The following is a 16023-nucleotide window of genomic DNA, read 5'->3' as shown; positions in this document are numbered from 1 at the left end:
TAGTCAATATTTAATCTATATTTAAAAATTTTTAGAGAGTTAGATATATATTATGGGACTTTTTAGCCCCATAATATATAGCCAACTATATCTCATAATCTTTTAATATATCAATATCATTTTCTTTTAATATATCTAATATTATTCCAGCTGTCTCTTCAATAGCCTTATTTGCTACATTTATCACTGGACATTTCAGTCTTTTCATTACTTCTTCTGAGTAATCTAATTCTTCTAGTATTCTATCTAGTTTTGCATAATTTGCTGACCCACTAAGTCCCATAGCCTTTAATCTTTCTGTTCTTATAACATTTAGCTTTTCTGGTGAATTTGTAAGCCCTATTATTCTTCTTGGATCTACACTATCTAATTCTTTTGGAATAGGAACCTCAGGTACTAGAGGTACATTTGCTACCTTTATATGCTTATTTGCTAAATACATACTAAGAGGCGTCTTTGATGTTCTTGATATTCCTACTAAGACAAGATCTGCCTTTAGAACCCCTCTTGGATCTTTACCATCATCATATTTAACTGCAAATTCGATAGCTTCCACTCTATTGAAGTAAGACTTATCCATTTTTCTGATAACTCCTGCTTCTCTTAATGGCTCCATACCAAATTTTTTACTAAGTTTATCTATTATGTCAGATAATAAATCAACATATTCTATATTTTCTTGATGACATATTTCTCTGGCAAGTTCACCTAGTTCTTTACTTACTATACTATATAAAACAAGTGCATTACTTTCCTTTGCTTGCTTTAATACTTCTTTCAATACTTCTTCATTATTTACGTATGGGAATCTCTTAATGTCCCAAGTCTCTATATCTGGAAACTGTGAAATAGTCGCTCTAGCAACAGCTCTAGCAGTCTCACCAAGAGAATCTGACACGATAAAGATTTTAAAAGTTGTCTTCATAATACCTCCCGATGTATAGAATTTATTCAGTAATTTCTACAAAAAGTCTTGTAATCGATGTCTTAGAAATTTTTCCAATTATCTTCATTTTTTCTTTGTCACCATTTATATATCTTACTACTGGGACACTGTCTACCTCTCTTTTTACAAGCTTTTTAGCTGCTTGACTAACTAAGTCGTCTTCTAATACCGTAGCAATGTTTGGTACTCTAGTCATTATCATTCCCACAGGCAGTTTAGTGATATCGCTTCCACCAACAGTTGCCTTCAAAAGATCTTTTCTAGATACTACACCGCACAGATAATCTTGCTCATCTATTATGAACACTCCGCCAGAGTCTTCTAAGAATATATTTACCACTACATCATAGACTGAATCTTCCTGTCTAGCTGTAAGGGGAATTCCCATAACTTCAGATACTTTCATTTTCTTCATAGAGGAATTTTCATTCGAAAAATCTCCCTCTCCTAAATAAAAGTAACCAACTTTAGGCCTAGCATCCAATATTCCTGTCATAGTGAGAACCACTAAATCCGAACGGAGAGTTGCCCTTGTAACATTTAATCTATCAGCAATCTTTTCTCCAGTGATTGGTTCATTTTCTTTTACTATGTCAATAATCTTCAATTGCCTTTCATTAAGCTGGATAACAATCACCTACTTTCAATTAATCTATACTAACCACTATATATGTGATATACCATTTGTATATAGTATATTATAATACTATATTTGTGATTAATCAATAGATTTATTGGAAATATATAGATATTTTAGAAAAACTACTTTTATAAAGCTTTAAATAGCTTTAATAAAAGATAATACAAAATCAAATATTACATTTTATTTAATTAAGTAGTGTGTAAGATAAAAAAAGAGAACTAAAAGGTTCACTATAACAGTTCCCCCTCTAATTCTCACAATTATGATACACTATTATTACTACTTATACACTATCTTAGATAGGTCACATATTTGTAGCATTGAGCTATAAATATTGTCAAGAAGTGCTAATCTATTGTTTTTAATTTTTTCATCATCATCCATCACCATCACTGAATCAAAGAAATTATCAATAGATCCTTTTAATGTTGCAAACTCATCAAGAGATTTAGTATACTCTTTTTGAGACATCAATTCAGATATTTCTTTATCAACAACTAAAAATTCTTTGTAAAGTTTGCCTTCTGATTCATCTACAAATAAAGATTTATCTATAACCTTGCTCTGTGATTTTTCAGCTAATGTTGATACTCTATTAAATGCTACCAACATATCTGTTAATGAATCTCTATTTATCCACTTATTTATTGCTTCCGCTCTCGTATATAGATCTAATATATTTTTTTCTTTCTGAGATAATACTGCATCTATAACGTCATATCTTATACCCATATCCTTAAACATATTCTTTGTTCTTTCATTGAAGAATATTACGATATTTTCTATAACATCTTCCTTGTTAAACTCTATGTTAGTATACTCATCCAAAACAATGCTTGCTAGGCTGGCTACATCTAGTTCTATATTATTCTTCAAAAGTATAGTTAGTATGCCTAGACACTGTCTTCTAAGAGCAAACGGATCTGCAGATCCTGTAGGTGTAATTCCTATAGCGAAGAAACCTGCAATAGTATCCATCTTATCTATTATTGACAGCATAGAGCCTTCCATAGTACTAGGAACTATATCGCCATTAAATCTTGGTAAGTAGTGTTCAAATATTGCTTTTGAAACAACACTATCTTCACCCTTGATTTTAGAATATTCCATACCCATATATCCCTGTAATTCATCGAATTCAAATACCATGTTAGTTACAAGATCTGCCTTACAAAGATATGCTGCTCTTTCTATTTTATCATTATCAACATCATAACTATCCTCTAGCTTCTTTGAAATATTACATAGTCTTTCTGATTTGTCTAGCAAAGTTCCCAACTTTTCTTGGAAAACTACTGAACTTAGTTTTTCTCTAAAATACTCTAGATCATGTAATGTGTCTTCCTTAAAGAAGAATAAAGCATCTGCTAATCTAGCTTCTAGAACCTTTTCATTACCTCTTTTTACATTTTCAATCTTATGTGAATTACCATTTCTTACAGCAATAAAGTATGGCAATAATTCACCATCATTATCTATCACTGGGAAATATCTCTGATGAGCCTTCATAGGAGTCTTCACTACTTCTTTTGGTAATTCTAGATATTCTCTGTCAAATTCACCATAAAAGGCAGTTGGATATTCAACTATGTATGTAACTTCTTCTAGCAATTCTTCATCCATATCAACATTTCCACCAACACTCTTAGCTACTTCATTGATTTGATCTAGAATCATCTTTTTTCTTAGGTCCTGATCTAAAATTACATAATTTTCCTTTAGCTTTGTTAGATACTCTTCTATACTATTTACTTCTATGTTCTTTGCCCCTAGGAATCTATGACCAACTGTTATATTTGATGCAACTATTCCTTCAAGGTCTACTGGAATTACAGTGTCATTCATAAGAGCCACTAGCCATCTAATAGGTCTAACAAATCTCATACTTCTTCCACCCCAACGCATTGACTTAGGGAATACAACATTTTTCACTATATCAGGAAGAACTTCCATCAATACTTCTGATGTTTCTAATCCCTCTTCTTTAATTGTAGCAAATAAATACTCAGTTCCCTTTATGTCTTTGAAATATACATCCTTTTCATCAAGGCCTTTACCTCTCATAAAACCAAGGGCTGCCTTTGTAAAACTACCATCTTCTGCCAATGCAATTTTCTTAGATGGTCCTCTTAGCTCTTCTTCTAGATTGCTTTGTCTATCTGCTAAGCCTTTTACTATAAGAACCAATCTTCTTGGTGTTGCATATGTATTTATTTCATCAAATTTTATTCTTTTTTCATTTAAGTCTTTAGTTAAATTTTTCTTTAATTGAACTAATGTAGATTCCACAAATCTAGCGGGCATTTCTTCTACACCAATTTCATATAGTAGATAATTATTCATTTCCTTCACCTGCTTTCATCAATGGATATCCCATTTCTTCTCTTTGCTTTACATAACTTTCAGCTACTACTTTTGCAAGATTTCTAATCTTAGCTATGAATGATGCTCTTTGGCTTACACCTATAGCTCCTCTTGCATCCAAAGTATTAAATATATGAGAACACTTTAAAACATGATCGTAACAAGGTATTACCAAGCCTATTTCAGCAAGTCTTATAGCCTCTTTTTCATATAGATCAAATATCTTAAACAACATTTCATAATCACACTCATCAAATGAGTATCTTGAATTTTCATATTCTTGCTTTTTGAAGACTTCACCATATGTTATTTTGTCATTCCATTTTAGATCATATACACTGTCTACATCCTGAATATACATTCCTATTCTTTCTAGTCCATAAGTAATTTCTCCTGTTTCAAGTTCACATTCTAAATTACCTACCTGTTGAAAATATGTAAACTGAGTAATTTCCATACCATCAAGCCAAACTTCCCAACCAAGTCCCCAAGCTCCTACTGTAGCCGCTTCCCAGTTGTCTTCAACAAATCTAATGTCATGTTCATCTGGATTGATACCTATTGCACGTAAAGAATCTAAGTAAAGATCCTGAATATTGTCTGGTGATGGCTTAAGTATTACCTGAAACTGGTGATGCTGGTATAATCTATTAGGATTTTCACCATATCTACCATCTGCTGGTCTTCTAGATGGCTCCACGTAACATACTCTCCATGGTTCTGGACCAAGAGATCTTAAAAAAGTATTTGGGTTCATAGTCCCCGCACCTTTTTCGACATCATATGGTTGTGTCATCAAACAACCTTGCTTTGCCCAGAAATTTTGCAAAGTTAAAATCATATCTTGAAAATTCATAAAACTCCTCCTGAATATATTATAGTTTTTTCAAACTACTAATTTGCTTTTTCTTTCTCTTACTTTTCTTCTTCATTTAATTCAGTTTTTTTATTATCTAAAATTATATACTCTGAATCATTTTTACTTTCTTCTTCATTAATTAACTCATCTGTAATATCTGAGCTATTATTTTTTTCATCTTCTTTATTCTTTTCATTTGCAAGAATTATTTTCATCTCTTCTAATGAACTTGTCAGCATCTCTTTTAGTATTTCTAGTTTTTCTGGAGTCATCGCACCAAATTCTACCTCTGCATCACTATTTTCATCAGCGATTCTTACAGTAAAATTGGCTATAACAGCTGCTGATAGACCTAATAATGTCGGTATCGGCATAGCAGCTACACCTAACACCCCAACACCTAGAGGGATATTTAGTATAATTCTATCAGATTTTTCTATAATCAACCTCACACTTTTTGCATTTTTTAAAAGTTCAACGATTTGTTCTCTCAATCTTTCTGTTTCTTCAGTAAATTTATCACCTATTGAATTGATATTTTCTTTCTTTATACCATCTTTCAAACCATCAAGATTAAAAGGTTTAGATTTTTCTAAAATAATAACTGCATCTAATACATCCCCATCAGCTTCCAACAAAGCGCTTTTTGCATCCTTGTAAGAAACGTATGGAAGTCTTTCCATTACTTCATCTACCATTTCTATTGTTATCTGTGCCATAATTTTCTCCTTCCCCTACTATTTAAGATTTTTTAACATTTCAAGAGACTTGAAATCTATCTTTTCAAAATAATTTACAAGATACTTTTTTAATAAATAAAAAAGCTCATTTACTAAAATATTTGAAACTTGTGCCTTACTACATACTATTATATCATTATTTAATATATATTGCATAAGTGATATCGTAGTTTGATCTATTTTTATATAAAATTTATTCGGATCTACACAACTATCACATACTATTCCACCATCTTCTATTGAAAATACTGCATATTTGTAACTTGTTTTGCCACATGATACACACTTACTTACTTGTGGCTTATATCCCATAAGATCTATAAATTTCACTATAAATATATCTAGCAGAAATATTTTATTTTCATACCCTTCTGAATATAAAAATAAAGTTTGTACCAAAAGGCCAAATAATTCATTATTAACCTGACCTTCTTCAGTGTTCATTTCCACCAACTTTAATATAAATGCAGAATAAGAAAAACTATCAAAATCCGCTGATATATTATAAAAACTCTTAATATTATCGCTTTGATATACTACAAACAAGCCTTTTTGTTTTTTTAAAGTATAGTTGTTATAAGAAAACAACTGTGATGTTGGAAGGAGCTTGCTTTTAGGCTTTTGAGCACCTCTTGCTATTGCTGATACCTTGCCATACATCCTCGTAAAAATCGTTAAAATCAAATCGTCATCATTATATTTGAGACTCTTAAGTACCACTCCTTGAGTGTTCAATACTATCATTATCATCACCTTTTAAATTCAAAAAATCCCTCTCCAATAGGAAGAGGGACATATTTCTCTATACAAAGACTGATATCAATGCAAAATACACTAGAATACCAATGATATCCATTATTACAGCTACTATTGGAGACGATATAACTGACGGATCCAATTCCATTTTTTGAAGCACTATTGGCATCAATGTACCTAGAGTAGCACCTAGTATCATATTTATTAGCGTTGCCAATACAACTACTATTGTAATACTTGGTTTTCCAATAAATATCATCATGATTATACCAACAATTACTGAAATCACGATACCATTTATTACACTACTTATTACCTCTTTTAAAATTGTATCAGAATCAACGTCTTTATCTTTATTTGTTAGATTTATAATTGTAACAGCTGATGATTGGGACCCTACATTTCCTCCCATAGCTATCACTAACGGTGTAAAGAATAATAGCTCCATCACTCCTGTATCCATCAAAGGTCTAAATTTCATAAACACATATACTGCAATCAATGATAAAAACACAGTTAGAATAAGCCACGCTATTCTACCTCTTACACAAGAAACAACTTGTTCATATAATGTAGATTTCTCATTTTCTGCTACATCACGTTCATGTTCGCTACTTCCAGCAAACTTGTACATATCTTCCGTTGCTTCTTCTTCCATAACATCTAAGACATCATCTACTGTAATAATTCCTTTTAATATTCCTTCGTTATCTACTACAGGAACCGCTACTAAATTGTACTTAGAAACAACTTTTACTGCCTCTTCTCTATCCTCATTATCTCTTACTGATTTTACATTTTCTACCATAATATCTTCTATTATTTCCGATTCTTTGGCTATAAATAGATCTCTAAGTGATAATACTCCAACCAATTTATGTTCATTGTCTATTACATATATATAATAGATTGAATCTGCTTCCGTGGCTTCCATTCTAATATGTCTGATTGCCTCAGTAACATTTAAATTTTTATTGACAGTAATAAATCCCTTTTTCATAGTAGAGCCTGATGTATCATCTAAATAAGCTAATAATTCCCTTAACTCAATTTCATCTTCCTTACTAACTACATCCAAGATTTTTTCTCTTTGTTTTTCATCTAGATCACGAAGCACATCTGATAGATCACCCAACGACATTTCGTCAAATACACTTCTAATATGTTCTTGATCCATTCTTGAAATAATATTGATAAAAAATTCTGCTTCACTTTCTTCAAGAACTGAAGCAGCCGTATCCAATGGCAATAGTTCAAATAGTTTTACTTGATCTGAATCTTCAAGTTCTAACAATATATCATATATATCCATTGTGTGATACTCTTCTAGCATTTCTCTAAGCTCTATGAGCTTATTTTCATTCATCATTTCTTTAACTACATCGTACAACTCTCGCGACGAGTCCTGTTTTTTGTCCATTACAACCACCTTTAAATTTACATTAATAATTTTTTAAAAACAAACGACCATCATCTTTAGTAATTAATCTCTGTTTTCATTTAACCCAAAATCATTGATATAATTTGGTAAATTTCTCCAATTTTCTTTTACTTTAACCCATAATTGAAGATTTACCTGCGTATCAAGTAAAAACTCTATCTCTTCTCTAGCAGATTTTCCTACTCCCTTTAATTTTCTTCCACCTTTTCCTATAATGATACCTTTATGAGAATCTCTTTCACAATAAATAACAGCAGAAATATCTACAATATTTTTATCTTTTCTCTTCTTCATTTTTTCAATTCCCACAGCTACACCATGAGGAACTTCCTCATTAGTATATAAAAGTATCTTTTCTCTGATCAATTCAGCCACTAGTACTCTTTCTGGTTGATCTGTAATCATACTGTCTGGAAAATACTTTGGTCCATCTGAAAGTTTTTTCTTTATTACTGTTACTAATTCCTCTACATTTGATCCCTTTAATGCTGATGTAGGTATTATATCTTCAAATACATTTAAATCATCATACATTTGTATTATTTCAAAAAGTTCCTCTTTATTTTTTATCTTATCAACTTTATTTATAACTAAAAACTTTGGTGTTTTAGTTTTTTTAAGATTTTCTATTATCATTGAGTCACCTTTTCCGATACTATCTGACTCATCTACTACAAAAATAATGCAATCAACATTTCTAAATGCATCTTCGGCAGACTTTACCATCATTTCACCAAGTTTATTCTTTGGTTTATGTATTCCAGGTGTGTCTAGAAAAACTATCTGAGATCCCTCATCTGTATATACAGCCTGTATTGTATTTCTTGTTGTTTGAGGTTTATCACTCATTATAGCTATCTTTTCTCCTACAATATTATTCATAAGAGTAGATTTACCTACGTTCGGTCTTCCCACAATGCTTACGAAACCCGATTTATATGCCATACTATTCTCCTTACTTTCATAATTTTATAATTTAACCACATTATATTATAACACATTTTTTATTTTAATAAAATAGTTACATAAGTAATAACCATCACATTTTATAACTATTTCAGCTTTATAAAATTTCATTTTTCATTCTTGCCTGCTTTAGCCTTAATAAAATAAACCTAGCTGGAATATTACTATTGCTATGAGAGTTCCTAATATTCCTCCTGCCATGGCTTCCCAGAAAGTGTGAATTTCTCCTTCTATACGGCTTTGTGCGACTAGTATTGCCATCAAATATGCCAAAGAAGATGCTTCTACTCTCTCAGTCATAAGTGTAATTGATGTAGCTAGTGCAAATGCCAAAGCGGCATGACCACTTGGCATACCACCCCTAAGTGGAGTACCTGTGAAAGTAATTGCCTTAACTACTACTACCGCTATTAAAACTATCACTATACATATTAACGTTATATGTAATTCTGATTCCCTTATTCTAAACACTAAGTTTCCAGTTAAATCCGTCAATTTATTATAAAACAATATATAAGCAACTACAACAGCATACATGGCAGAAACTAATACCGCTCCAGCTGCTACATCTTTAGCAATTTTTGCTAACGGATGTATTTCACTCGTAACTAAATCAACAGTTTTTTCTACTGCAGTATTCATCATTTCAGATATTACTACCAAGGTAATCGCTCCTAAAAGCAATACAAACTCAATCTTAGAGAAATTGAAAAATAAACTGGCAATCAACACTACAAAAGAGGCCAAGTAATGTAACTTCATGTTTCTTTCACTTTTAAAAGTGTACATTATTCCTTCTATTGCTGCATTTACAGATTTTACAAAACTTTGTTTTTTCTTTTTACCTTTTTTTTTGCTTCTTCTATCAGTTCTATCTCCCATCTACAGATCCCTCGTAATAGATAACTTATTTAATACATCCTCTTCTTTTGAGTGCATTTCTTTCGCTTCATCTTCTTCCATATGATCATACCCTAATAAATGGAACATACTATGACAAACTAAAAAACATATTTCTCTTTCCAGGCTGTGATTGTATTCTTTTGCTTGTTCATCAGCTCTTTCAATAGAGATTACAATGTCTCCCAAAGATTGTTCTTCATACTCAATATCAAATTCATCATCAGTCAAAAGTGGAAAAGAAAGTACATCTGTTACTTTATCTATTCCTCTAAAATCTCTATTTAGTGTTTTTATTTCATCATTTGTTACAAAAGAAAGGCTCACCTCATAATCATCTGAATATCCTTCATAGTTCAAGCATTCATTTATTACCAATTTAATCTTTTCTAACAAATCTTCGTCTAGTTTTTTAAAATCTTGTCTATCATCAAAAATTATATCCATTTTATTACACCTCTATATTTTTTATCGTTCAAATTATTTTCTTCTATTGTTTTTTGAGTTATCGCTTCTCAATTTAGGATTATCGTTTCTCATTTTTTTGCTTTCCTTATACTCTCTTTCTTTATCAAACTTAGCATAAGCCCTTATAATTCTCTGAACCAACTCGTGTCTTACAACGTCTTTTTCAGTTAGTTCCTTGTATCCTATCCCCTTCACTCCCTCTAAAATCTTGGCAGCTTGCACTAGACCACTACCTCTATGTATAGGCAAGTCTATCTGTGTAATGTCTCCTGTAACTACAGCTTTTGATCCAAAACCTAATCTAGTCAAAAACATCTTCATTTGCTCTGAAGTAGTATTTTGTGCTTCATCTAATATTATAAATGCATTATCAAGAGTTCTACCTCTCATAAACGCCAAGGGAGCAACTTCTATAGTTCCCCTCTCTAAGAATTTATTAAATTTATCAGCACCAAACATTTCAAATAAGGCGTCATACAATGGTCTTAGATATGGATCAACCTTATCTTTTAGATCTCCTGGTAAAAAACCTAAAGATTCACCTGCTTCTACGGCTGGTCTAGTCAGAATTATTCTTGAAACCTCATCATTTTTAAACGCCTTTGCCGCCATAGCAACTGCTAGGTATGTTTTTCCAGTACCAGCAGGACCTATACCAAAAGTTATATCATTATTTTCTATAAGTTTAACATACTCTTTTTGTCCAATCGTCTTTGGTTGCACGGGATTTCCTTTTTTGGTAATAACTATTGTACCCTCAAGTTCCTTTATCTTTTCTTCACTTCCATCGAATAAAAGGTCTATTGAATACAAAATAGATTGCCTATCAAGACTTTTACCTGCCTTTACCATCGAGTGTAGTTCATTCATTAGCTTCATAGCCATATCAACATTTTTTTCTTCGCCAATTAGAACTAGTTTTCCTTCTCTTAGCAATATATCTATCTTCAAACTTTTTTCTATAAGTTTCACATTTTCATCAAAATTACCAAACATTTCTCTTTCAAACTCTTGCTCGTATATTTGAAACTGCTTTTGTATTATCAAACTTTTCACTCCTTAATATATAATTTTATTTATAGTAAATATTATATCACGAATAAGTACGACTTGCATTAAAATAGAAATAATAAGGAGGATAGCACAAGCCTTTAAAAAGCTATACTACCCTCCATAATATTCATAGTGAGGCCACTACCTACTTTATTCGATAGCGACCTCTATATGTAAACCCTCTAAGGTTTCAACATAAACTACGCCTGTTCTATTAGACCGTATCCACCGTCGCCTCTTCTATATACCAAAGAAACTTCAAATGTGTCTTGATCTTTAAATAAGAAGAAATCATGTCCTAATAAGTTCATCTGCAAAACTGCTTCTTCTGGACTCATTGGCTTTAGATCAAATCTCTTTTTTCTTTCAAATGCTAATCCATCTTCTTCTGGAACGATTTCTATCTCTTCATCTAAAAGTTCTTCAAACTTGTCAAATCTGATAGTATCATTGCCTGATTTTCTAGTCTTGAATTTATTCTTGTATTTAACTATCTGTCTATTCAACTTATCACAAACTAAGTCTATTGCTGAATACAGGTCATCCTGTACCTCTTCAGCTCTTACTATTTGCCCGTTGATATTATCCAGTGTAACTTCCACTTTCTGTCTTGTCTTCTTATTTGCACTTACCGTTACTCTTAATTCTGCCTCTGGATCAAGGAGCTTTTCCAATCTGCCAAACTTCTTATTGATGTATTCTGTGATAGCATCCGTAAGTCTAATTTTTTTCCCAGATATTATGATCTTCATAAAAATCTCTCCCTTCAAGTATCAAAATATTTTTGTAAAACTAAATCTCTGATACTATTATTCTTATATATACTATACTACTTTTTCAATATTAATAATAGTCTTTAAATTTAATCTTTTTTGTGTTAGAATGTAATTATGGTTTGAAATAGCACAAAAGGACCCTCTAAACTGATTTAGAGGGCTTTTTATGCTTTTAAATTAGATTTAATCAATTAAATCCATAATATCATCGTCATCTTCAAACGTTCCAGTTTTTTCATCTCTTGTTCTTTTTTTTCTAGGATCTGATTCTGGACCTTTTCTTCTATAAGATTCACGTCTTTGTTTATCTTCTATTCTTTTTTCTCTTCTACTTTTTTCGTAGACCATTTTTTCTTGAACTTTTCTTTTATGCAATTCTGGATCCTCTAGTGTATTTATAAAGTAGGCTAAAAGAATCAAAGCACATACTAAAAACACCAAAACATATTCAAAATACATTAAATAGTCAATAAAAGCTATCCTCATTTTGTTATCAATTAGATAATTATTGAAATACATAGATGCATACACTGACACAGATACTGATACAGTATAACAAGACCAACTCGGATAAAATCCATGAAAAATCTGAATCAGCATATCTATTAAAACAAATAACAAAATCAACTGAATAACAACAAACATTATCCACATAGTTCTCGCAGAAAGAGGATCTGATATCAGCATTAAAGCTGGTAGTATCAATCCTAGTGGCAAGCTTATTAGCGAAAATACTGGTCTGGCAGCCTGAGTGCTTCCAACCGACTTCATCCTAGCTAAGACTAAAGGCACTAACACGACTGAAACACCTATGCAAAATTTTAATACTGTTCTACCAAATACAATCATTCCAAAATCGTTACAGGTAATCGCAGCTACTCCTATACCTGAATATACCAAAAACCAACTTGAAAATACATACTTCATTTTAAAGTTAAGCACATACTTTAAGGTAAAAATAATCATTATAATAGTATGAAGAACAACGCCGACTATCCAAATATATATATTTGCCTTGTCTAGCACTCCCTTCATCCAAACAGATATCAACATCAAAGACATACTAAAACTTGAAAATATCGAAAGTCCAACAGGAGACCTAAGGCTCTTATAAAAACTTTTTGTATCAAGCACTAGCTTTACAATTGTCAGTATCAATAATATCAAAGATATTATCATACATATATCACTTAAAAATGGAATTAAATTCTTAAATATATTGCCCAACAATACCCAACCAAGAGCTAATGCGGCAACTGGTAGAGGCAGTTTGGATGCAAAATCCTTCAAATACTATCACCTCACGTAAACATAATACAATACTCTATATTATATCATAAATTTATATTTTTTTGTAAAGTTTTTAAAATGCTTTTTATTTTAATTAAATTTTCAATAACTTTAATTATTTACTTTATTTATCCTCTACATTTAATACTATACTACTATACTACTTTTTTCATTTTAGTAAAAGCACTTTAAAATATTTTTCCATTCACTTTTATGTTACAATTAATATATATTATATTAGTAAAGGAGACAATTATGAACGATAAAAAACAATCACAAGTAGATAGTATAAAAAAAAGTAATAGAAATGGTTGCTTAATTGGTTGCTTGATTGCTTTTATATCACTTGCAGCTATCGTATTTTTAATTATGGCGATTTTTTTGTCTATGTATGATGAACATAGCAGTAAGTCTTCAAATATTAGCGATAAAAGTCCTTATCAATATACTAATAAGATAGATGGTTTTCACTATGTATAATTTATAAATATATTTGTCTAAAATTTCATATTTTTTTCTATCTTTCTATTTTTAAAATATGATATATAATTTAAAAATTTAAAACGATGACATAAAGGCAGTTATATACAATTGTTCTTTATTATAGAGAAATATATGATACATTCGTCAAAAATAACTATTTTAGTTAGTAAACTAATTAATATTGAAAAAACATTTTTCTTTTGATATGATAACTATAATCATATCTTTTATAAGAAAGGAAAACATATTTATGAAGTACGATTTAACAGAAGGTAGCATAACAAAAAAGCTCCTTAGATTTACACTTCCACTTATGGTCGGTAATATGCTCCAACAATTCTATAATATTGCAGATACACTGATCGTTGGTAAATTTCTAGGTAAAAACTCCTTAGCAGCTGTAGGTTCCTCGTATACCCTCATGGTCTTTCTAACTTCCATAATTTTGGGCCTATGTATGGGAAGCAGTGCATTTTTTTCTATACAATACGGTCAAAAAAAAATTGATGACTTAAAAAATAGCTTTTTTATGTCATTTGTAATGATTGGAGTTGTAGCTGTTGTAATTAACATTTTAGTATATGTTTTTTTAGACGAAATCATTACACTACTAAGGATCCCACCTGAAATTTATGACATAATGAGATCTTATCTCTTCTATGTTTTTATGGGTATTATGGCAACATTTCTATACAACTTCTTTGCAAGCCTCTTGAGGGCTCTAGGAAATTCTCTTGTACCTTTACTATTCCTATTTATATCAACAATTTTAAATATTGTTTTGGATCTTATTTTTATTTTATATTTTAAATGGGGCGTAAATGGTGCTGCAATAGCAACTGTTATAGCACAATATGTTTCTGGTATAGGTATAATGTTATATTACCTACTTTGCTTTCCTGAATTCAGGGTGGAAAAAAAGCATATGTTTTGGAATACAAGTACAATAAAAGGAATTGGAAATCTTTCTTTTCTAACTTGTGCACAACAATCAGTTATGAACTTAGGAATACTTGCTGTTCAAGGTTTGGTTAATAGCTTTGGTACCATAGTAATTGCGGCATTTGCAATAGCTGTCAAAATCGACTCTTTAGCATACATGCCAGTCCAAGATTTTGGAAACGCTTTTTCAACATTTGTTGCTCAAAACTATGGAGCCAAAAAATATGACAGAATATCAAAAGGAATGAAAATTTCTCTTATCTCTGTATTTATTTTCTGTGCTATTATAAGTTCTATAATAATATTGTTTGCCGAACCTTTAATGCGTATTTTTATTGATGCATCTCAAACTGAAATAATTGCAATCGGTGCAAAATACCTACGTATAGAAGCTTCATTCTACTTTGGAATAGGGTTACTATTCTTATTTTATGGATATTACCGAGCTATCAACAAGGCTGCTATATCTATGGTTTTAACTATTATTTCTTTGGGAAGCCGAGTAATACTAGCATATACGCTGTCTGCAATACCTTCTATAGGAATAACAGGTATTTGGATATCAGTTCCAATAGGTTGGCTCTTGGCTGATGCAATAGGAATTTTTTATTATTTTTACTATAAGAAAACCTATATTAAAGCAAGAAATATCTAGTCTTGCAAAATTAAAGCTAATATAATTTTTAACATATTTTTGTGTTTGATTAAAAATATAACCAAAAAAGTGTTTGATCAAAAATCACCACTATAAAAGGTAAGATTGTTTATACAGCTTTCGATACTATAAACAATCTTATCTTTCTTAACATTCTCAATAAAACATGATAAAAATGGTGCTTGTTGTCTAGTTGTTACTGATTTTATCATGTTTTTTATGCTCTTTTTGAACTGAATTTATATTTTTTATTTTTATATATCTTTTATATATAATTATTACATCAGTATAAAAAGTTTTATATATTTTGAATTTATACAGAGCTATTGTGCTTTGGCTATTAACCCTTTAATTTGCTTAGTCTATTAAATCTTCTTCATATATATATATTTCATATTTTAAGTTATCTAATTTAAAAACTACTTTTTTCTATATTTATAAAATTAAAATATATTTTTGCATTAAAAATCTTCTAGTTCTATAATTTATAATTAAATATTTTTTTATATTTTTCCATTCTTTTAAAACATTAATTCTCAATTTTTTATATAATAATATATAAAACTTCTATCTAATTTATGGAAGTTTTTATAAAATAAAGTTCATACATCCTTTTAAATAAAATATAATAGAAAAAAAATATGTTTATTACTTAAAATAATATATATATTTAAAACTCCTTTTTAAATAAGGGTTCAGCATATTATTTAAATAATTAATTATAGATATATACATATATAT

15 protein-coding genes are annotated in these 16023 nt (G+C 30.3%); 2 read left to right on the top strand and 13 right to left on the bottom strand.

The genetic code is table 11. The features are described from left to right. Positions 1-85 precede the first annotated feature (85 nt). The 13 genes from RR561_RS05465 to RR561_RS05405 all read right to left on the bottom strand — a co-directional run bounded on the left by RR561_RS05465 (position 86) and on the right by RR561_RS05405 (position 13202). Positions 86-925, bottom strand: a complete 840-nt coding sequence (locus tag RR561_RS05465) for a pyruvate, water dikinase regulatory protein (RefSeq protein WP_332506546.1) — start codon at positions 923-925, stop codon at positions 86-88. A 22-nt stretch (positions 926-947) separates the two neighbouring features. After that, a complete protein-coding gene (locus tag RR561_RS05460; protein ID WP_334309591.1) occupies positions 948-1583 on the bottom strand; it encodes a helix-turn-helix transcriptional regulator in 636 nt (211 codons plus the stop codon). A gap of 285 nt (positions 1584-1868) precedes the next feature. Further along, a complete protein-coding gene (glyS, locus tag RR561_RS05455; protein ID WP_332506544.1) occupies positions 1869-3932 on the bottom strand; it encodes a glycine--tRNA ligase subunit beta in 2064 nt (687 codons plus the stop codon). Beyond that, positions 3925-4809 (bottom strand): glycine--tRNA ligase subunit alpha, encoded by an 885-nt coding sequence (gene glyQ / locus RR561_RS05450; protein ID WP_332506543.1) that lies wholly within the window; start codon positions 4807-4809, stop codon positions 3925-3927. Before glyQ ends, glyS begins: the two co-directional genes overlap by 8 nt. A 59-nt stretch (positions 4810-4868) precedes the next feature. Further along, positions 4869-5531 carry a DUF4342 domain-containing protein gene (locus RR561_RS05445; RefSeq protein ID WP_332506542.1) on the bottom strand — a complete coding sequence of 221 codons (663 nt, stop codon included), beginning with the start codon at positions 5529-5531 and terminating at the stop codon, positions 4869-4871. Between the two features lie 18 nt (positions 5532-5549). Continuing rightward, on the bottom strand, positions 5550-6296 hold the full coding sequence (recO, locus tag RR561_RS05440; RefSeq protein ID WP_332506541.1) for a DNA repair protein RecO: 747 nt from the start codon (positions 6294-6296) through the stop codon (positions 5550-5552). A gap of 58 nt (positions 6297-6354) precedes the next feature. Next, positions 6355-7728 (bottom strand): magnesium transporter, encoded by a 1374-nt coding sequence (gene mgtE / locus RR561_RS05435; RefSeq protein WP_332506540.1) that lies wholly within the window; start codon positions 7726-7728, stop codon positions 6355-6357. A 63-nt stretch (positions 7729-7791) separates the two neighbouring features. Beyond that, a complete protein-coding gene (era, locus tag RR561_RS05430) occupies positions 7792-8694 on the bottom strand; it encodes a GTPase Era (RefSeq protein WP_332506539.1) in 903 nt (300 codons plus the stop codon). A 156-nt stretch (positions 8695-8850) separates the two neighbouring features. Beyond that, positions 8851-9597 carry a diacylglycerol kinase gene (locus RR561_RS05425; RefSeq protein WP_332506538.1) on the bottom strand — a complete coding sequence of 249 codons (747 nt, stop codon included), beginning with the start codon at positions 9595-9597 and terminating at the stop codon, positions 8851-8853. Then, the gene (gene ybeY, locus RR561_RS05420) at positions 9598-10062 is read right to left on the bottom strand and encodes an rRNA maturation RNase YbeY (protein ID WP_332506537.1); all 465 of its coding nucleotides are present in this window, start codon (positions 10060-10062) and stop codon (positions 9598-9600) included. It abuts the gene before it with no gap. Positions 10063-10095: 33 nt separating this feature from the next. Beyond that, positions 10096-11130: a PhoH family protein gene (locus RR561_RS05415; protein WP_332506536.1), complete on the bottom strand. Its 1035-nt coding sequence runs from the start codon at positions 11128-11130 to the stop codon at positions 10096-10098. Positions 11131-11336: 206 nt separating this feature from the next. After that, a complete protein-coding gene (gene hpf, locus RR561_RS05410; protein WP_332506535.1) occupies positions 11337-11888 on the bottom strand; it encodes a ribosome hibernation-promoting factor, HPF/YfiA family in 552 nt (183 codons plus the stop codon). Between the two features lie 207 nt (positions 11889-12095). Then, positions 12096-13202, bottom strand: coding sequence for a hypothetical protein (locus tag RR561_RS05405; RefSeq protein WP_332506534.1), 1107 nt, complete (start codon positions 13200-13202; stop codon positions 12096-12098). A gap of 255 nt (positions 13203-13457) precedes the next feature. Here RR561_RS05405 and RR561_RS05400 point away from each other — a divergent pair, with 255 nt between their 5' ends. Beyond that, complete coding sequence (locus tag RR561_RS05400; protein ID WP_332506533.1) at positions 13458-13682, top strand: hypothetical protein; 225 nt, start codon at positions 13458-13460, stop codon at positions 13680-13682. 253 nt (positions 13683-13935) lie between these two features. Further along, entirely contained in the window at positions 13936-15282 is a 1347-nt protein-coding gene (locus tag RR561_RS05395) for an MATE family efflux transporter (RefSeq protein ID WP_332506532.1), read from the top strand. The last annotated feature ends 741 nt before the right edge of the window (positions 15283-16023 follow it).

The sequence above is a fragment of the Peptostreptococcus sp. genome (assembly GCF_036639115.1).
GTDB lineage: Bacteria > Bacillota > Clostridia > Peptostreptococcales > Peptostreptococcaceae > Peptostreptococcus.
The sequence above is the reverse complement of the archived record's forward strand: the minus strand, read 5'-3'. Positions and strand labels throughout refer to the sequence as shown.

Excerpts from the sequence above, each read along its gene's own strand:
- recO (WP_332506541.1), bottom strand. The coding sequence starts at position 6,296 with ATGATAGTATTGAACACTCAAGGAGTGGTACTTAAGAGTCTCAAATAT.
- RR561_RS05400 (WP_332506533.1), top strand. The coding sequence starts at position 13,458 with ATGAACGATAAAAAACAATCACAAGTAGATAGTATAAAAAAAAGTAAT.
- RR561_RS05425 (WP_332506538.1), bottom strand. The coding sequence starts at position 9,597 with ATGGGAGATAGAACTGATAGAAGAAGCAAAAAAAAAGGTAAAAAGAAA.
- era (WP_332506539.1), bottom strand. The coding sequence starts at position 8,694 with ATGGCATATAAATCGGGTTTCGTAAGCATTGTGGGAAGACCGAACGTA.
- mgtE (WP_332506540.1), bottom strand. The coding sequence starts at position 7,728 with ATGGACAAAAAACAGGACTCGTCGCGAGAGTTGTACGATGTAGTTAAA.
- ybeY (WP_332506537.1), bottom strand. The coding sequence starts at position 10,062 with ATGGATATAATTTTTGATGATAGACAAGATTTTAAAAAACTAGACGAA.
- glyQ (WP_332506543.1), bottom strand. The coding sequence starts at position 4,809 with ATGAATTTTCAAGATATGATTTTAACTTTGCAAAATTTCTGGGCAAAG.
- RR561_RS05395 (WP_332506532.1), top strand. The coding sequence starts at position 13,936 with ATGAAGTACGATTTAACAGAAGGTAGCATAACAAAAAAGCTCCTTAGA.
- glyS (WP_332506544.1), bottom strand. The coding sequence starts at position 3,932 with ATGAATAATTATCTACTATATGAAATTGGTGTAGAAGAAATGCCCGCT.
- hpf (WP_332506535.1), bottom strand. The coding sequence starts at position 11,888 with ATGAAGATCATAATATCTGGGAAAAAAATTAGACTTACGGATGCTATC.
- RR561_RS05445 (WP_332506542.1), bottom strand. The coding sequence starts at position 5,531 with ATGGCACAGATAACAATAGAAATGGTAGATGAAGTAATGGAAAGACTT.
- RR561_RS05465 (WP_332506546.1), bottom strand. The coding sequence starts at position 925 with ATGAAGACAACTTTTAAAATCTTTATCGTGTCAGATTCTCTTGGTGAG.